Source organism: Tistrella mobilis (genome assembly GCF_041468085.1).
Taxonomy (GTDB): Bacteria; Pseudomonadota; Alphaproteobacteria; order Tistrellales; family Tistrellaceae; genus Tistrella; species Tistrella mobilis_A.
The window spans coordinates 504,266-521,942 of the sequence record NZ_CP121017.1; the positions used below are offsets into that span (position 1 = coordinate 504,266).

The 17,677-nt window shown below is 70.2% G+C and carries 17 protein-coding genes; 6 read left to right on the plus strand and 11 right to left on the minus strand.

Annotated elements, in window-relative coordinates; genetic code table 11:
- Positions 1 to 5: 5 nt before the first annotated feature.
- The 6 genes from P7L68_RS08065 to P7L68_RS08090 form a co-directional block, all read right to left on the minus strand.
- Positions 6 to 704, minus strand: a complete 699-nt coding sequence (locus P7L68_RS08065) for a DsbA family protein (RefSeq protein WP_372004011.1) — start codon at positions 702 to 704, stop codon at positions 6 to 8.
- A 169-nt stretch (positions 705 to 873) separates the two neighbouring features.
- Positions 874 to 1,467, minus strand: coding sequence for a DUF721 domain-containing protein (locus P7L68_RS08070; RefSeq protein WP_372004013.1), 594 nt, complete (start codon positions 1,465 to 1,467; stop codon positions 874 to 876).
- A 71-nt stretch (positions 1,468 to 1,538) separates the two neighbouring features.
- Positions 1,539 to 2,819 (minus strand): RNA polymerase sigma factor, encoded by a 1,281-nt coding sequence (locus P7L68_RS08075; RefSeq protein WP_372004015.1) that lies wholly within the window; start codon positions 2,817 to 2,819, stop codon positions 1,539 to 1,541.
- On the minus strand, positions 2,800 to 3,222 hold the full coding sequence (locus P7L68_RS08080) for a YciI family protein (protein ID WP_372004017.1): 423 nt from the start codon (positions 3,220 to 3,222) through the stop codon (positions 2,800 to 2,802). Before P7L68_RS08080 ends, P7L68_RS08075 begins: the two co-directional genes overlap by 20 nt.
- Before the next feature lie 104 nt (positions 3,223 to 3,326).
- Positions 3,327 to 3,944, minus strand: coding sequence for a cysteine hydrolase family protein (locus tag P7L68_RS08085; protein WP_372004019.1), 618 nt, complete (start codon positions 3,942 to 3,944; stop codon positions 3,327 to 3,329).
- Positions 3,945 to 3,990: 46 nt separating this feature from the next.
- The gene (locus tag P7L68_RS08090) at positions 3,991 to 4,203 is read right to left on the minus strand and encodes a hypothetical protein (protein ID WP_372004020.1); all 213 of its coding nucleotides are present in this window, start codon (positions 4,201 to 4,203) and stop codon (positions 3,991 to 3,993) included.
- A gap of 152 nt (positions 4,204 to 4,355) precedes the next feature.
- Here P7L68_RS08090 and P7L68_RS08095 point away from each other — a divergent pair, with 152 nt between their 5' ends.
- The 3 genes from P7L68_RS08095 (at position 4,356) to P7L68_RS08105 (ending at position 8,118) form a co-directional block, all read left to right on the plus strand.
- Positions 4,356 to 5,306, plus strand: a complete 951-nt coding sequence (locus tag P7L68_RS08095) for a LysR substrate-binding domain-containing protein (protein ID WP_372004022.1) — start codon at positions 4,356 to 4,358, stop codon at positions 5,304 to 5,306.
- Between the two features lie 98 nt (positions 5,307 to 5,404).
- Positions 5,405 to 6,580 (plus strand): A/G-specific adenine glycosylase, encoded by a 1,176-nt coding sequence (locus P7L68_RS08100; RefSeq protein WP_372004024.1) that lies wholly within the window; start codon positions 5,405 to 5,407, stop codon positions 6,578 to 6,580.
- Between the two features lie 146 nt (positions 6,581 to 6,726).
- On the plus strand, positions 6,727 to 8,118 hold the full coding sequence (locus P7L68_RS08105; protein ID WP_372004026.1) for a tetratricopeptide repeat protein: 1,392 nt from the start codon (positions 6,727 to 6,729) through the stop codon (positions 8,116 to 8,118).
- Between the two features lie 3 nt (positions 8,119 to 8,121).
- Here P7L68_RS08105 and P7L68_RS08110 read toward each other — a convergent pair whose 3' ends face one another.
- The 4 genes from P7L68_RS08110 to P7L68_RS08125 all read right to left on the minus strand — a co-directional run bounded on the left by P7L68_RS08110 (position 8,122) and on the right by P7L68_RS08125 (position 13,635).
- Positions 8,122 to 9,399 carry a site-specific DNA-methyltransferase gene (locus tag P7L68_RS08110; protein WP_372004028.1) on the minus strand — a complete coding sequence of 426 codons (1,278 nt, stop codon included), beginning with the start codon at positions 9,397 to 9,399 and terminating at the stop codon, positions 8,122 to 8,124.
- On the minus strand, positions 9,396 to 10,055 hold the full coding sequence (locus tag P7L68_RS08115) for a ribonuclease HII (RefSeq protein ID WP_372004030.1): 660 nt from the start codon (positions 10,053 to 10,055) through the stop codon (positions 9,396 to 9,398). The genes P7L68_RS08110 and P7L68_RS08115 overlap by 4 nt, the downstream gene beginning before the upstream one ends.
- Positions 10,056 to 10,199: 144 nt before the next feature.
- Entirely contained in the window at positions 10,200 to 10,571 is a 372-nt protein-coding gene (locus tag P7L68_RS08120; protein ID WP_372004031.1) for a tellurite resistance TerB family protein, read from the minus strand.
- Between the two features lie 82 nt (positions 10,572 to 10,653).
- Complete coding sequence (locus tag P7L68_RS08125; protein WP_372004033.1) at positions 10,654 to 13,635, minus strand: ATP-dependent DNA helicase; 2,982 nt, start codon at positions 13,633 to 13,635, stop codon at positions 10,654 to 10,656.
- Positions 13,636 to 13,849: 214 nt separating this feature from the next.
- On the opposite strand from P7L68_RS08125, the gene P7L68_RS08130 reads away from it, so the two are divergent.
- The 3 genes from P7L68_RS08130 to P7L68_RS08140 all read left to right on the plus strand — a co-directional run bounded on the left by P7L68_RS08130 (position 13,850) and on the right by P7L68_RS08140 (position 16,439).
- Positions 13,850 to 15,436 (plus strand): lysine--tRNA ligase, encoded by a 1,587-nt coding sequence (locus tag P7L68_RS08130; RefSeq protein WP_372004036.1) that lies wholly within the window; start codon positions 13,850 to 13,852, stop codon positions 15,434 to 15,436.
- A gap of 143 nt (positions 15,437 to 15,579) precedes the next feature.
- Positions 15,580 to 15,924: a DUF1778 domain-containing protein gene (locus tag P7L68_RS08135; RefSeq protein WP_372004038.1), complete on the plus strand. Its 345-nt coding sequence runs from the start codon at positions 15,580 to 15,582 to the stop codon at positions 15,922 to 15,924.
- Positions 15,912 to 16,439, plus strand: coding sequence for a GNAT family N-acetyltransferase (locus P7L68_RS08140; protein ID WP_372004040.1), 528 nt, complete (start codon positions 15,912 to 15,914; stop codon positions 16,437 to 16,439). The genes P7L68_RS08135 and P7L68_RS08140 overlap by 13 nt, the downstream gene beginning before the upstream one ends.
- Here the strand turns inward: P7L68_RS08140 and P7L68_RS08145 are convergent.
- On the minus strand, positions 16,432 to 17,601 hold the full coding sequence (locus tag P7L68_RS08145; RefSeq protein ID WP_372004042.1) for a hypothetical protein: 1,170 nt from the start codon (positions 17,599 to 17,601) through the stop codon (positions 16,432 to 16,434). The two genes, P7L68_RS08140 and P7L68_RS08145, sit on opposite strands and share 8 nt — an antisense overlap.
- Positions 17,602 to 17,677: the final 76 nt, after the last annotated feature.

Genomic DNA, 17,677 nt, shown 5'->3' on the forward strand with positions numbered 1-17,677 from the left:
CCGCCTTAGGGCAGCTTGTCGTCGATCACCTTGGCGAAGGTGTCGATCGGCTGGTCGCCCACCACCTTCTCGCCATTGACGATGAAGGTCGGCGTGCTGTTGATCTCGAAGACGCGCGAGCCTTCCAGGCGCTGGTTCAGGATCTTCTCCTCGATGGCGCCGTCAGTCAGGCAGGCCTGCATCTGATCGTCGCTGAGGCCGGCGAGGCGGCCGTAACGCTTCAGCCCCTCGGTCGGGTCCTGCATCACGCCCCATTCGGCCTGCGAGCGGAACAGCACGTCGACGAAGCCGGCATAGCGCTCGGGCTGGACGCATTCGGCGAGCTTCGCCGCGACCAGCGCCGGCTCGTTCAGCGGGAAGTGACGGATCACCAGCTTGGCCTTGCCGGTGTCGATATAGCGGGTCTTGAGCTCGGGCAGGGTGCCGGCATGGAAGGCGGCGCAATGCGGGCAGGTCAGCGACGAATACTCGATGATCGTCACCGGGGCCGCCGGATCGCCGACCACATGATCGCCGGGCATCGCCTGGGCGAGCTGGGCCGCGGCATTGCCGCCCGTGGCGGGGCTCTGGCTGGCCTGGCCCTGCTGGGCGGCCGGCGCCGCTGTCGGTGTCGGGGCCTCGTCCTTCAGGGCGAACTGCCAGGCACCGAGGCCGACGACGGCGACGGCGGCGATGCCGATCAGGCCATAGGTCAGATTGCGCACCGGACGACGAAGCTCCCTAACAACTGGACATAGCGGAGGTGTTTGCGACGGGACCCGCCGCGCGACCGGAGTTTAGTGCGGGACGGCGCTGCAAACCAGTCTCGATCCTGCGCGGGCGGGCCGCACCCGACGCATGACGGTGCGGAACCTCACAGGACCGCGCCACGCATCAGGCCCGCTGGCGGGCCGCCTTGCTGAACACCGCCCGGCCCAGCCGTTCCAGCCGGGCGGCCAGATCGGCATCGGGCACGGTGGCGACCAGCTGCCCCAGCCGGTGCTCTTCCGCAGCCGGCAACGGCCCGGCCACCGGATGGGGCCGGGCCCGGGGTGCCGGGATCGGCCCCTGCTGGATGCGCAGCCGTTCGACCGCACCATAGCCGAAATAGGCGTTCACCCGCTCGATGACCAGATGGCTCAGCATCTGGATCTCGGTTGCGAAGGGGCCGGCCACCTTGACGATCAGCGTGCCGCCGGCCCGGCGACCGGGCGGGAATTTCAGCTCCAGCGGCATGGTGACCCGGTCGAGCGGCCGGCCGATGATCTGCGGCCAGTCCGTGACGATACGCCCGGCCATGAAGCCCCGGCGCCGCAGGTCGCGGTCCAGGAGCCCCGGCACCAGATCTGCCAGCCTGCGTTCCGCCCGGATGCGATCAGCTTCCCCGTCCTTGCGCATCCCGTCCTTGCGCATGCCGGCGGATCGCGTCGCCGCGCGGGAGGCGGCGCGGCGGCGGTCGGTCGCGGTATCGCTTGCTGTCTCTGCCATCGGTGCTCCGGCGGCTGGCGGGGGGCGGCACTCATTCTAGCCCCCTGCGGCCCGGAAGGCGAACCGCATCGTCAGGCGGCGCAGGCGGCGGCGCGTGCCAGAAGGAAATCCCGTTCTCTCGGATTGCCCGCAAGCGAGGCGGCGCGGGTGAAGCGGGCATGGGCTTCCGCCGGCTGTCCGGCCCGGGCGAGCATGTCGCCGATCGCCGCCTGCAAGGGCGCATAGCCCGCAAGTGCCGCGAGCCCGTCGAGCGGTGCCAGAAGGGCGAGCCCGGCCCCGGGACCGAAGGCCATGCCATGGGCCACCGCCCGGTTCAGCTCCACCACCGGCGAGGGCAGCACGGCGGCCAGCCGGTCATAGAGCCCGGCAATCCGGGGCCAGTCGGTATCCTCCGCCCGGCCGGCGCGGGCATGGCAGGCGGCAAGGGCCGCCTGGAGGGCATAGGGGCCGTCGGCGCCGCCGGATGCGTCTGCCCGGGAGAGAGCGTCGAGCCCCCGGCGGATCAGCGTCCGGTCCCAGAGGCGCCGGTTCTGTGCGGTCAGCGGCACGGGGGAGCCGTCCTCGGCCAGCCGGGCCGCGAAGCGCGAGGCCTGCAGATCCATCAGCCCGCAAAGACCGTGGATTTCCGCCTCCCCCGGCATGGCCGCCGCCAGGATCCGCCCCAGCCGCCGGGCCTCGTCGGCAAGCGCCGGCCGGATCAGGTCTTCGCCCGAGGTCGCGGCATAGCCTTCGTTGAAGATCAGGTAGATCACCTCCAGGACCGAGGCGAGCCTGGGTTTGAGGTCGTCGCCGCGCGGGATCTCCCAGGCGAGACCCGCAGCCCCCAGCGCCTTCTTCGCCCGCAGAATCCGCTGGGCGATCGCCGGCTCTTTCGCCAGGAAGGCGCGGGCGATCTCGTCGGTGGTGAGCCCGCCGATCAGGCGCAGGGTCAGTGCCACCCGGGCCTCGCGGGAGAGCAGGGGGTGGCAGGCGGTGAAGATCAGTCCCAGGGTCTCGTCGCCGAGATCGTCATCCATGGCCGCCTCTGCCGCGCTTATCTGTGCGGCCCCGTCATCCTCGGGCGCGTGGCCGAGTTCGGCGAGCTTCAGGGCCCGCATCCGCCGGTGGCGGAAACGGTCGATCGCCCGGCGCTTCGCCGTTGCCGTCAGCCAGGCGCCGGGTCTGGCCGGAATGCCGGTGCGCGGCCAGTCGGCGAGGGCGGCAAGCAGGGCGTCCTGTGCCAGCTCCTCGGCCAGATCGAGATCACGCACCAGCCGGGCGAGCCCGCCGATCAGGCGGGCCCGTTCCATCCGGAACACGGTTTCGACCGCGCGGCGAACCGCCGCGTCGGGGTCAGCGTCCGGCGAGGTCATGGCGGACCCGGTCGTGGATCGCCGCAACGTCGGGGGTCAGCACTTCGGCGAAATCGGCCATCTCGTAGAAGGGCCGGATTTCGAGTTCGCTGGGGCCGGGCATCGGGTTGGGGCAGCGCCTGGCCCATTCGACCGCCTCGGCCATGTCCTTCACCTCCCAGATCCAGTAGCCGGCGACCAGTTCCCGCGTTTCGGCGAAGGGGCCGTCGACCACCGTACGGGTGGGGCCGTCGAAGGCCATCCTTTTGCCTTCGGCGGAGGGCTTCAGGCCGTCGCCCGACAGCATGATGCCGGCTGCGACCAGTTCCTCGTTGAATCGGCCCATCGCTTCGAACAGCTCGACCGAGGGCATGATGCCCGCCTCGCTGTCGGCCGTCGCCTTCACCAGAACCATGACACGCATCGTCTCGTCTCCGTCATCGATGGAGGCTTGATCGCCCCCCTGACATGACGACGATCCGCGTCGGCCGCAATCGACAGCGCCCGCGGTTTTTTTAACCCGGGCGCTCAGCCGCCCCAGCTGGCGGCATCCGGCACCACCGCGGCGAAGCGGTCGGCGAGCGCCGCCAGCGTTGCGCGATGCAGGATTTCGGCCGGAACCGGTTCCGTTTCCCCGGCCGCCGCGGGCAGGTCGCGGGTGGCCGAAGCCCTGCCGACCACGGTCGGGGTGAACCCCAGATGCAGGGCGGCGCGGGTGGTGCTGGAGACGCAGAGATGGGTCATGAAGCCGGCGAAGACCGGCTGATCGCGGCCAAGCGCCCGCAGCCGTGCCGCCAGATCGGTGCCGGTGAAACCGTCGGGGAGGGATTTGTCGATCACCACTTCACCGTCACGCGGACCGGCAGCGGGAATGATCAGCGATCCGGTGGCCCCTGGATTGAACAGCGCGTCGCCGGCCCGTCCGAGGTGCCGGAGATGGATCACCGGCACCTCCAGGCGGCGCATGCGGTGCAGCAGACGACAGATCTCGTCGAGTGCCGCATCGACACCCACCAGGGGCAGACGGCCATTGCGGTACTCCTCCTGCACGGCGACCAGCACCAATGCCGCCCGTGCCGGATCGGCCGGCTGAAGCGGGGTGCCGGCATGGGCAAGCAGGGTGGTGGCCGGGGCAGTCAGCGGCATCGGTATGGCTTTCCCTTGGCGGAGGGGAGGTGGCGGGACATGACCGTCAGAACGGCCAGACCGGCCGCGGCGTTTCGGGATGCGGATCGCCGAGACCATAGGCCTGGCGTTCGGCTGCAGGCATGCGGCCGGGGCGGTCGCTCCGGACCACGCGGTTCAGGAGCCGGAAAAGAGGGATCAGGGCCGCGGACAGCGGTGCCACCGACGGAAAGACGGCGCGCCGCCGGTCCATGCAGGGGGCCGACGGGGAAGGGGACATGGTTCGTCTCCGGAGTTCATGATACGGTCCTGAGACTACGGCGAGCCGGCCCCGGCCGCGACGGAGCCTTTCTCGCCCATAGCCTCAATCAGGCTGAGCCTGGGTCGGGCAGGACCGGACCCAGGCTCGCCTCCAGGACGGGACCCACCTGCGTGAGCCAGCCGCCGCTTCGCCGTCGCCGGTTACCGCCTTTGCTGGCGCTGCGTCACTTCGAGGCCGCCGCCCGCCTCGGCGGCTTTTCCCGCGCGGCCGAAGAGCTGGGGGTGACGGCGGCAGCCGTCAGCCAGCAGGTCCGCCAGCTTGAAGACTGGCTGGGCCGGCCGCTCTTCGCCCGCCATGCCCGCGGGGTGGAGATGACCGAATATGCCCGCCGCCTGCAGCCGGCGCTGACCGACCAGTTCGACCAGCTGGAGACCGAAATCCGGCGGGTGCAGGAGGTCACCTCCGAATTCGGCCTGACCGTTTCGACGCTCGCGAGCTTTGCCGGTCGCTGGCTGCTGCCGCGGATGGAGCGCCTGACCACGGCGCTCGGCGGCCGGCAGGTCAGCCTGCTTGCCGCCTCGACGCTGGCCGATTTCAACCGCGACGGTGTCGACGTCGCGATCCGCTATGGCGGCGGCCGCTATCCCGGCCTTGCCGCACACCGGATCCTGCCCGGGCGGATGGTGGTGGTCTGCGCGCCGGCCATGGCCGAGCGGCTGCGCAGCCCGGCGGATCTGGCGAAGGTCACCCTGCTGCATGACGAGATCGACCCGGCCGGCAGTTTCGTCGATCCGGGCTGGACCGATTTTCTGCGCCATCATGGGCTTTCCGGCATCGATGGCGGCCGGGGGCCGCGCTATGGTCTGACCTTTCTGTGCCTGGATGCGGCGGCGGCCGGCATGGGGGCGGCAATCGTGCCGCTTGGCCTGGCGGTCGACGCGCTGGTGACCGGCGCGCTGGTCCGGCCCTTCGCCGAAAGCCTGGACGTCCCCCATGATTATTGGGTGGTCTATCCCGAGGATCGCGAGGGCGCGCGGCCGATCCGGGATTTCCTGAGCTGGATTCAGGCCGAGGCGGCGGGCCAGCTGGAGGCCCTGCCGCCGCCGCGGGCCGGCGGCTGAACCATCCGGGCGAGGCCTTGCCGTCTCTGCCGCCCCGGTCTATGTCAGGGCCTTCCATGTGATGGCCTTCGCCCGTTCAGCCAGGATGCCCGCCGCCCATGCCCCGAGGCCGCCCGCCCAAGACCCGGATCGCTGCCGGCCCTGCCGTGCCGCCGATCGACCCCGCGCGCCGCGACCGGCTGCGCATGCGGCTGCTGCACTGGTACGACCACAACCGACGGGTGCTGCCCTGGCGGGCGGAACCGGGGGAGACCGCCGACCCTTACGCGGTCTGGCTGTCCGAGATCATGCTTCAGCAGACCACGGTCGCCGCGGCCGGCCCCTATTTCCGCGCCTTTCTGGACCGCTGGCCGCGGGTGACCGATCTGGCCGCGGCCCCCAGGGAAGAGGTGCTGGCGCGCTGGGCGGGGCTCGGCTACTACGCCCGGGCCCGCAACCTGCATGCCTGCGCCCAGGCGGTGGCGGACCATCATGGCGGCCGCTTCCCCGACACCGAGGCGGGGCTGCTGGATCTGCCGGGGGTCGGGCCCTATACCGCGGCGGCGGTGGCGGCGATCGCTTTCAACCGACCGACCGTGCCGGTGGACGGCAATGTCGAGCGGGTGACCGCGCGGCTGTATGCCGTGACCACGCCGCTGCCCGATGCCAAGCCGGAATTGCGCGCCCGCGCCGCCCAGTTCGCCCACGATTATCGGCCGGGCGATTTCGCCCAGGCGATGATGGATCTGGGCGCCACGCTCTGCACCCCGCGCCGGCCCGCCTGCCATCGCTGCCCCTGGACCGGCGAATGCGCCGCCGAGGCCCGGCGGATCGCCGACGACCTGCCCGCCCGCCTGCCGAAGGGGGAGCGGCCGGTGCGCCATGCCGTGGCCTTCGTGGCCCTGGCTCCGGGGGATGCGCTGCGCATCCGCACCCGCCCCGAAGGCGGGTTGCTTGGGGCGATGACCGAGGTGCCGGCCACCCCCTGGCGCGAGGGCGACCCCTGGGACGAGGCCGAGGCCCTGACCCATGCCCCCCTCGGCCCCACCGGCTGGCGCATGCTGCCGGGCACCGTGGTTCATGTCTTCACCCATTTCCGGCTGGAGGCGCGGGTGATGCTGCGCCGGATGACCCGGGCCGAAGCCGCGGCGCTGGATGCGGCCGAAGCGGGGGAGGCGGGCGATCCGCGCTGGTGCAAGCCCGAACATCTGGGCATCGCCGGCCTGCCGAGCGTGATGGCCAAGCTGGTGGAACATGCCGGTGTCGGCAGCCGCCAGCAGGGGCTGCCCTTCTGATCCCGCCTGCCGGATCAACTGGCTGCGGCAAACGGAACCCTTGATCCGCCGGGTCCCGCACGCCCAGACTGATCGGGCAATGGCGGGGCAGGGGCGCCAGCCTCGACCACCGCCAGCCTCAGCGCGACAGCAAGGGATGCCTGGACATGCCGATCAGCCGACAGACCGACCGTCTCGACAATGCCGTCACCACCGGCCGGTCGGGCACCATCGACGGCATCGACGCCTTCATCGGCGGCTTTCTGGGCTACAGGACCGAGGCGGTGGATCTGCTGCCCGCGGCGGATGCCGATCATGATTCGGCCCTGGCCCAGGCCTATGCAGCGGCCCTGCACATGTTTGCCGAAACCCCCGATGCGGTCGCCAATGCCACCCCTTATCTGGCCCGTGCCGAGGCGGCGGCCGGTGACGCCACCCCGCGCGAACGGCTGACGGTGGAGGCGGTGGGGGCCTGGGTCCGGGGCGACATGCCGCGGGCGATCCGGCTGCATGAAGAGACGGTGAGCCGCTTCCCGCGCGACCTGGTCGCGGCCAAGCTCGGCCAGTATCACGCCTTCAATCTGGGCGACAGCCCGACCATGCTGCGCATCGTCGACCACGCCGTGCCCCATGCGTCCGAGGTTGCCGAGCTGCACGGCATGCGCGCCTTCGCGCTGGAACAGTGCCACCTGATCGACGAGGCGGAGGCGGAAGCGCGCGAGGCGATCCGCCTGCGTCGCGACGAGCCCTGGGCCCATCACGCCATCGCCCATGTCTGCCTCAGCCGCGGCCGCACCGACGAGGGCCTGGCCTTCATGCGTGAGATGAGCGAGACCTGGGTCGGGCTCAACTCGTTCATGTCGACCCATAATTGGTGGCATCTCTGCCTGTTCCTGCTCGACCGCGATCGGGTGGACGAGATTTTCGACATCTATGACGGCCGGGTCTGGGGCGTGTGGAAGGAATATTCCCAGGACCAGATCAATGCCGTCTCGCTGCTGATGCGGCTGGAACTGGCCGGGATCGATGTCGGCGACCGCTGGGCCGATCTCGGCACCTATCTGGCGGCGCGTACCGGCGACCATGTCCAGCCCTTCCTGGACCTGCAATATCTCTATGGCCTGGCCCGCGCCGGGCTGACGGAGAAGGCGGAGGCGCTGCGGCTGGCGATCCATGCCCATGCCCGCGCCGTGCCGTCCTTCCTGGTCCCGGCCTGGGCGGAGGTGGCCGTTCCGGCCGCCGATGGCCTGCTGGCCCATGCGAAGGGCGAATGGCAGGGGGCGATCCGCGGCCTGGGTCAGGCCCTGCCGCGGATGACCGAGATCGGCGGCAGCCATGCCCAGCGCGACCTGTTCGAGCAGGTCTATCTGGATGCCCTGATCCGGGCCGGCCGGCTGGTCCCCGCCCAGCAGATGCTGGAACTGCGCCGGGCGGCCACGCCCGAGGTGCCGGCGACGCTGCGCGCGCTGTCCGATGTTTACGGCAGGCTTGGTCTGGACGCCCGCGCCCAGGCGCTGCTGACCCATGCCGATGCCCTGACCCGCCGCTATCGCGGCTGACCGTCAGTTCGTGGCAGAGAGGACGGCCGGTGCGTCAGCCGTGGGCTCACCCCCGGCACCGGCCGCATCCTCCGCCGCCGCGGCCGGCGGTTCGTCGACATCTTCCGCCGCCATCGGCGGTTCCTCGGCCATTTCCGCGCGCAGCCGGCGGCGCAGCTCGTCGATCGGGGTCAGCGTGCCGTTGCGGGCGCGGGTGTGCCAGAAGGTCCAGCCGTTGCAGGACGGCCCGCCCGAGGCCTTCACCCCCATCTGATGGATGGAGCCGAAGGCGGCGCTGCGGCCGCGGCCGGTTTCCACCAGCCCGTCGGCACGGACCTTGACCGAATGGCGGGCATGCCTGTCCCAGAGCTTCGTGCCGACCGGCAGCAGGCCGGTTTCGACAAGCAGACCGAAGGCGATGCGCGGCTCGCGCTCCACCCCGTCGCCGCCCAGCAGCTTCGGGTCCGGCGTCTCGGGCGCCTCGGCAAGCCGTCGCGTCGCCAGCTCGACATAGCCCGGGTCGCGTTCGATGCCGATGAAGCGCCGGCCCAGCGCCTTGGCGGCGACGCCGGTCGATCCGGTGCCGAAGAACGGGTCGAGCACCAGATCCCCCGGCGCGGTTGCGGCCTGGAGCACCCGGTAGAGCAGGGCCAGCGGTTTCTGGGTCGCATGGGCCTTGCGGCCGTCGCCATCCTTCAGCCGCTCGGGGCCGGAACAGATCGGCAGCAGCCAGTCGCTGCGCATCTGCAGCCCGTCGTTCAGCCGTTTCAGCGCCTTGTAGTTGAAGCGATAGCGGGTGCGGGCATCGCGTGCGGCCCAGATCAGGGTCTCGTGGGCATTGGTGAAACGCCGGCCGCGAAAGTTGGGCATCGGGTTGGTCTTGCGCCAGATCACGTCGTTCAGGATCCAGAAGCCCAGATCCTGGATCGCGGCGCCGACCCGGAAGATGTTGTGATAGCTGCCGATCACCCAGATCGTGCCCTGGGGCTTCAGCACCCGGCGGGCTTCGGCCATCCAGGCATGGGTGAAGGCGTCATAGGCGGCGAAATCGGGGAATTTGTCCCAGGCATCCTCGACTGCAGCCACCCGGCTGTTGTTGGGCCGGTGCAGCGGTCCCGCCAGCTGCAGATTATAGGGCGGGTCGGCGAAGATCATGTCGACCGATCCCGCAGGCAGGCGGCGCATCACCTCGATGCAGTCGCCGGCAAGCACGCTGCCGGCCACGGCCTCGGGGTCGATCGGGTCCACCGGAGCCGGGACCGGTATCCGGGCGGGCGCGATGTCGCTGCGTCGGCGCCTCATTCCGCCGCCACCTCGCCCGATGCCGGCTCGATCTCCACCGGCGTTCCGGCAATCAGCCGGGCGATCGGTGCGAAACTGGTCCGGTGGTGGCCGGTGGTACCCTGGCGTTCCAGCGCGGTCAGATGCTCGGCGGTGCCATAGCCGGCATTATGCGCCCAGCCGAAGCCCGGATGGATCAGGTCCAGCTCGGCCATGATCCGGTCGCGGGTGACCTTGGCTATGATCGAGGCTGCGCCGATCGCGGCAGAGCGGCCGTCGCCGCCGATCACCGGCACCGCCGGCACCGGCAGTTCGGGCGTATGGTCGCCATCGACGATCGCAAGCTCCGGCAGGCGGCCGCCGGCGTCGAGGTCTGCAAAGGCGCGGCGCATGGCCAGCATGCTCGCCTTCAGGATGTTCAGCCGGTCGATCTCGCGCACCGAGGCTTCGCCGATACCGACCCGGGCGCGTTCCATGATCAGCGGAAACAGGGCTTCGCGCTTCCTGCGGCTGAGCTTCTTGCTGTCGGCCAGCCCCTCGATCGGGCGCGCGGGATCCAGGATCACCGCCGCTGCGACCACGGGGCCCGCCCAGGGGCCGCGGCCGGCCTCGTCGATCCCGACCACGGCCAGCGGATCGGCCAGTTCGCGGGCAAGCGCCGCCTCTGCCGCAGCCATGGCCGCGGCAGCCCGCTCCCCGCCCCGGCGGCCACGCCTGCGCGGCGCCGCGTCGGTGACAGGGACAGCCGGTTTGCGCCGCGGGCGTGACGGGGATGGCGGAGCGGGAGGTGGAGGGGCGGTTTCGCTCACCGGCTCTGCCGTTCAGATATGGGCGTAGCGGGCGCGGACGCCGCGTTCGATCGCAGCCGCGATCAGGCGATCGATGTTCAGATGATGGCGCAGGATTTCGAGCAGACGCATCACCTCCTGGCTGACCGAGCCGTTGGCGGCGGCCACTTCGCAGGCCAGCGCATAGGCGGTCTCGCGCAGCTTGGCCGGCAGGTCGGCGGCCAGATGGTCGAGCACGGCATCGAGCCCGTCCTCGTTCTGGAGCATGCCGACGCAATCCGACGCGATGGCGGGGAGCGTGGTCGCGTCGAAATCGCGGAACACGGGCAGGCCCTGAACCGTGTCGCCGATCGCTTTCATCTCGAAATCGGTCATCTCGCGATCGGCGGCGGAGATCAGAACCATGGTGTGGATCAATGCGGAATGATGAGCAGCCATTTACCGTCAACCGTCGAGGGGCGGGATGTGCGATGAGGAGGTCGTGTCGTCAGCCGGGGATGTCGTCCGGGCGCCGGTTGTCCCGTTGCCGGTCGCCCGGTTGCCGGGCGCCCGGCACCGCCGGTCCCCGATTGTTACCGGAAGCCTCGGGCAGGGGCAAGCCGGCCCCGTCCCGCCGGTCCCGATCCTGGCCGGCTTGCGGGTGCAGGAAGGCACGGGTGCGACGGATTGCCTCGGCGATGCCGACCCGCTCCACCGTCACGCCTTCGGGAAAGGCGGTGGTCAGGCGTGTGGGCAGGGCACCATCCAGCAGCACGAAGACGCCGCGATCCTCCCGCGCCCGGATCAGCCGGCCGAAGGCCTGGCGCAGCCGCAGCCGGACGATGGCGTCGTCGTAATGGCTGCCACCGAAGGCCAGGCGGCGGGCGCGATGCAGGATATCGGGCCGCGGCCAGGGCACGCGGTCGGCGACCAGCAGGCGCAGCGACCGCCCGGGCACGTCGACGCCGTCGCGCACCGCATCGGTGCCGAGCAGGCAGCTTTCCTCTTCGGCGCGGAAGATGTCGACCAGGGTCGCGGTGTCCAGCGGGTCGACATGCTGGGCATAAAGCGCAAGCCCCGCCTCTTCCAGTGCCGGCGCGATCCGGTCATGCACCACCCGCAGCCGGCGCACGGCGGTGAACAGGCCGAGCGCGCCCCCCTCTGCCGCCAGGAACAACTCGCGATAGGCGGCCGAGATCTGGTCGGCCGAGGAGCGGCGCAGATCGGTCACCACCAGGGCCAGTGCCGAGGCGCCGTAATCGAAGGGCGAGGGCAGGCTCAGCGTCTGCGGCGTGCCGGGAATGTGGCGGGCGCCGGAGCGGGTGAAGGCCGTCCGCCAGTCGAGCCCGTCACGGGTCTCCGGCCCATCACGGGTCTCGGCCGTGGCCGGCGGCTCGCCATCGCCGTCGGGCGCCGTCGCTTTGGCCCGTGCGGGCAGCCGGCCGCCGGTCAGGGTGGCGGAGGTGACCAGCAGGCCGCGGGCGCGTTCGCCGAACACCCGCGCGAAGGGCAGCATCGGGTCGATCCAGCGCCGCTTCAGGGCGACGTCGACATCGCGGCCGAAGGCGCGGTCGATCGCCAGCCAGTCGACATGATGGGCGGGCGGGCCCTCTTCCACGGCACCCAGCATCTCGCGCCAGGCTTTGACCAGACCGGCGGCGCGACGGCTGATCGCCCGGGCGGTGGCATCGATCCGCGCCCGGTCGCCCGGCTCCAGCGTGTCGGCCTCTTCATCCAGCATGCCGGCCAGGGCTTCCGACAGCCGGCCGAGCGGCACCTCCAGCAGGCGCAGGGCGGCTTCAAGCTCTGTGGCCGCCGCGACGAAATCGGGGGAGGGCGGTCCAACCGGCGCCTCCAGCCCATAGGGCGCATCGGCATCGCCGGCGGCACGGGCAAGCACGGTGCCGCGGGCGCGGGCCAGGAACACCTCGAACGGCCCCTCGGGCAGGCCGTCTTCCAGCCGCTGGCGCCAGCCTTCGGCCGGCAGGGCACGGGCGGCGCGCATCGCCTCGGCCAGGGCCTCTTCGGCGGCCGGACGGCCGGCGACCAGATCGCCCACCCGGTCGCGCAGGCCGCGCGCACGACTGCGGCGCTGGGTCTCGCGGCCGCCGATCCAGCGGCGCAGCTCTTCTCCCTCGCGGCCGGACAGGTCGACGGCGAAGGCGGCATCGGCCGCGTCGAACAGGTGATGGCCTTCATCGAACACGAAACGGTCCGGACCATACTGGTCATCGCCGCCGGTCGCCGCCTGGACCATGACCAGGGCATGATTGGCGACCACGATCCGCGCCCGGCGCGAGCGGCGCTGGGCGCGTTCGATGAAACAGCGGCGATAATGCTCACAGGCCGAGTAGATGCATTCGCCCCGGTGGTCGGTCAGGTCGAGCGTCGCCCGCCGGCCGACCAGTTCCGACAGCCAGCCCGGGAAGTCGCCGCCATAGAGCGCACCGTCGCGGGTGGCGCCGATCCAGCGGGCGGTCAGCACCAGCCCCGCCCGGTCGGGGCCGGTATCGGTGCGGCGCATGGCCTCCTGATAGTTCAGCAGGCAGAGATAGTTCTCGCGGCCCTTGCGCACCACCACGCGCCGCGCCTTCTCGTCCGGATCGGGATAGAGCCGGTCGAGTTCGTCATCGATCTGCTTCTGCAGATTCTTGGTATAGGTGCTGATCCAGACCGTGCCGCCGTTCTTTTCGGCCCAGAGGCTGGAGGGCGCGATATAGCCGAGCGTCTTGCCGGTGCCGGTGCCCGCTTCGGCCAGCACCAGGGCCGGACCCTGGCCTTCATGGCGGGCGGCGAAGGCCAGGCTGGCATGCATGGCATAGCGGCGCTGTTCCGGGCGGGGCTCGGCGCCGGCGCCGGTCAGCCGCTCCAGCCGCTGTACCGCCTCTTCGGGCAGCACGCCCAGCTGGGTGGGGCGGCCTTCGGGCGGCTGTTCCTGCCATTCGGGCAGCCGCCCCCAGACCTTCAGCCCCCAGCTGTCGGCGGGCGGCACCGCGCCCGAGGCCTGGATCAGCGGCCGGGCCCAGATCCAGCCGGCCTGGGCCGCCTCGTGCAGCAGGGTGGCGGGTTCGGGCAGGCGCAGCTTGATCGAGGCGACCTTGAGCAGCCGGCGGGCGATCGCGCGGATGCAGGCGATCTCGCCCGCAGGATCGGCGCCCGGCAGTTCCACGTCGAGCGCGGCGGCAAGGCCGCGCGCGGTGGGTGGCGGCGTCTCCGCCGGATTGATGAAGGCGAAGAGTTCCAGCAGGTCGAAGGCTTCGAGCTGCATGGGATCCAGCCCCAGCCGTCGCGCCGTCGCCGGTTTGTGGATCACCAGCGGCTGGTGGTTGTGCCAGGCGGTCGCCACACGGTCGGGGCGCAGTGCCCGCGAGGTCTCGCCCGGGCGCGCGCTCCAATAGCCGCGGCCGCGGCGCGCCACCAGAACGGGCGCGTTCAGCGGGTCGGTGCGGGCGGGATCGAGACCCCGGAAGGCGTCGTCTTGGGCTGGCATCGGGGTCCGGTCGCGGGGCTCGTTCGTCGGGGGTGATGGCTGCGATCGCGCGGGCGTGCCCGTAGGTTATAGGTGTTGTTCGCGTCTTGTACCAGTTTGGCCATGCGGATGAAGCCGGCCTTGTATGAGATCGGCTCGATTGACCCTTGCCGCGGCTGCGCATACCTTCGCCGCGTTTCCATCCATCAACCCCTTCGCAGGGATGCGTCCCATCATGACCGTCGATCGCCGTCTCGCGGCCGAGGCCAAGGCCTGGCCGTTCAAGGAAGCCCAGGATCTGGCAAAGCGGCTGGACGGCAAACTGCCGGCGAAGGGCTATGTGCTGTTCGAGACCGGCTACGGCCCCTCGGGCCTGCCCCATATCGGCACCTTCGGCGAAGTGGCCCGCACCACCATGGTGCGCCGGGCCTTCGAGCAGCTGACCGGCATGCCCACCAAGCTGATCGCCTTCTCCGACGACATGGACGGGCTGCGCAAGGTTCCCGACAACATTCCGAACCAGGAACTGGTACGCGGCGCGCTGGGCAAGCCGCTGACGGCGGTGCCGGATCCGTTCGGCACCCATGCGAGCTTCGGCGCCCACAACAATGCCCGGCTGCGCGCCTTCCTCGATGCCTTCGGCTTCGAGTACGAATTCCGCTCGGCGACCGACTGCTACCGCTCGGGCGCCTTCGACGACGCGCTTCGCCGGGTGCTGGAGCGCTATGACGAGATCATGAAGGTCATGCTGCCGACCTTGGGCGAGGAGCGGCAGAAGACCTACAGCCCGATCCTGCCGGTCAGCCCCTCGACCGGCCGGGTGCTGCAGGTGCCGATCCTGTCCTATGACGCCGCCGCCGCCACCATCGTCTTCGAGGACGAGGACGGCACGAAGGTCGAGCAGCCGGTGACCGGTGGCCGGGCTAAGCTGCAGTGGAAGGCCGATTGGGCGATGCGCTGGGTGGCGCTCGATGTCGACTACGAGATGTACGGCAAGGATCTGATCCCCTCGGCCGAGCTGTCTGGCAAGATCGCCCGCATCCTGGGCGGCCGCCAGCCGAACGGCTTCGCCTATGAACTGTTCCTCGATGCCGAGGGCCAGAAGATCTCGAAGTCGAAGGGCAACGGGCTCAGCATCGAAGACTGGCTGCGCTATGGCTCGCCCGAGAGCCTCTCACTGTTCATGTTCCAGCAGCCCAAGCGCGCCAAGCGGCTCTATTTCGACGTCATCCCGCGGGCGGTGGACGACTATTATGCCCATCTCCGCGGCTTCCACGCCGCGGACGAGCCGGCGAAGACGCTGGAGAACCCGGCCTGGCACATCCATGGCGGCAATCCGCCGGCGGGCGAGCCGCCGGTCGGTTTCTCGATGCTGCTCAACCTGGCCAGCGCCTGCAATGCCGAGGACAAGTCGGTGCTGTGGGGCTTCATCACCCGCTACGCCCCCGAAGCGACGTCCGAAACCCAGCCCGATCTGGACCGGCTGGTCGGCTATGCGGTGAACTACTATCAGGATTTCGTGAAGCCGCAGAAGCGCTACAAGCTGCCGGATGCGGCCGAGCGCGCGGCGATCGAGGCCCTGGCGGCGAAGCTCGGCGAGCTGTCGGACGATGCCACGGCCGAGGCCATCCAGGACGAGGTCTACGAGGTCGGCAAGGCCCATGGCTTCGAGAATCTGCGTGCCTGGTTCAAGCTGCTTTATGAAGTGCTGCTCGGCCAGGAACAGGGCCCGCGCATGGGCTCGTTCATCCAGCTCTACGGCCGGCCCGAGACCATCCGCCTGATCGAAGACGCCCTGGCCGGCAAATTCGCCACCGCCTGACCGCGGGGGCGGAGATCCGCAAGCAAAGGGCCGGACGGGGTGACCTGTCCGGCCCTTCTTCGCCAACACCTTGACGGCTGCTGCGTCAGCGTCTTGGTGAGCGGCGTATTGACGATGTAGATACGCCGAGCCATATTCGGATCATGACCAGGATCCGCAGACCCGCCATGCATGATGCTTCGGATGCCTTCGCGACCACAGTTGCGGAGCGTGGCGCTGCGCCGGATGCCAAGGCCAGCATCAATCTCAGGATTGATGCCGGAACCCGGCAGCTCATCGACGAGGCAGCGCAGGCACTGGGCAAGACCCGCACCGAGTTCATGGTCGAAAGTGCCCGCAGTCTCGCCATTGACGTGATCCTCGACCAGCGGCTCTTTCTGCTCGATCCGGCGCGTTACGACGCCTTTCTGCAGGTGCTCGACAATCCCCCCGCGCCCGGACCGAAGCTCCGCAAACTCGTCAAGCGGACACCGGCATGGGAGAAATAGGCGGCGAGATCGAGGGTGGAGAGGCGCTGACCTCTCCCCAGCCCATCAGCCCTGAGCATGATTTATCAACTTTTGGTTGCGGATCGCCTGAGCTGGATGCCTGGCTGCGGCATCGTGCCCTCCGCAACGAAGGCCGTTTCTCAAGAACCTATGTGATGTGCCGCGGCCGGAAGGTGGTTGGCTATTACTGCATTTCAGCGGGGGCTCTCGGGCGTGCTGCCGTTCCCGGCAAGCTGCGTCGGAATGCCCCCGACATGATACCTGTGTCGGTCATCGGCCGTCTGGCGGTCAGCCTGGATCACGCCGGGCAGGGCCTCGGCGCCGATCTGTTGTTGGACGCGTTTGGTCGTATCGCCGCCGCATCTCGCACCCTTGGCATAAGTGCCGTGCTCGTACAGGCGAAGGACGAACGCGCGAAGCGCTTCTACCTGAACTGCGCTGATTTCATCGAGTACCCGGAAGAAAGCCGCCTGCTCCTGCTTCCGATCGAGACGGTCATCGCGGCCTTCAGCTGACGCTGACTGGACGTGTCGGAGAGGCTGAGGAGGGCAGCTCGTCCGCCTCTTTGATCGCCAGCCGGAAACTCTCCACCGGCCGCCCGAAACAGCGTGGTGCCGGGGGTTCGAAGCCGATGCCGGTCATCAGGGTTTCGACCTCGGCGAGGTTGGCGTCGTCGATGACGAACCAGTCGCGTGCGGCAAGCTCGGTGCGGCCCTGGCGGTGGATGGCGTGGTGCAGGGTCATGGCTTCGGCGAAGCAGCCGAAGACCACGCCGCGCGACAGGGTGAGCTTGCGCCACGAGAAGGCGCCCAGCACGTAACGCAGCCGCCGGGCATGGCCGTTGCCGGCATCCTGGCGCACCACCACCGCCTTCTCGCGTTCATAGACCGCCTGATCCAGATTGGCGGGCTCCGCCACATCGACCACCAGCAGGCGGCGGCCGGGGCGGCGTAGCATCGCGATGCCCTCGGCCGTCAGCTTCGAGGCGTCGTTATGGGTGCAGGCGATCACCGCATCGACCCGGCCGACCCGGTCGAGATCGGTGGTGGTGGCGATGCCGAAGCCCGAGGCGGTCTCTGCCAGCGCGGCCGGGTTGGCGCCGTAGCCAACCACCTCGAAGCCGTCGTCGACCAGCCGGCGGGTGATCATCGTGCCCAGAATGCCATAGGGGCAGATCACCATCACCCGCGCCCGGCCGGGGGCGAGATCCGCGCGGGTGAGGGCCGCACGAACATCCCGGGCCAGCAGGCTGGAGGTGCCGTTGTCGCCGATGGTGAAGACCAGGTTGGGGAACATCTCCTTCAGCGCCCGGCCGTCGCGGCCGAACAGCCGCTTGGTGGAGGCGGCGAGCAGCACCGTGCGGGCGCCGCGGGCCTCTGCCCACTGGCAGGCGGCGATGAAGCGGTCGCGGGCGTCGCGGCGGCCATCCTTGGTCATCATCTCGGCCGCGGTCACGTAGATCCCCCGCACCCGGCCGGCGACACCGTCCAGATGCATGCGCGGGCCGTTGGCATGACCCAGCACCGGCGCCCTGCGGCCGAAGAAGCGCCGCCGGTCGGCCTCGTCGCGCAGATTGGTGATGAACACCACATCGACCTCGGGCCGCCCGGTCGCGATCCGCAGCCAGCCCCGCCAGTCCGCAAGGGCGACCAGTCCCCGCCAGATGTCACTCAACATCGTTCTCGTCCCCGTCTGTCCGCGACGCCGGTCGCGTCGTCATGGCCGCAGACTAGGCGCCGGACCGGGCGCGATG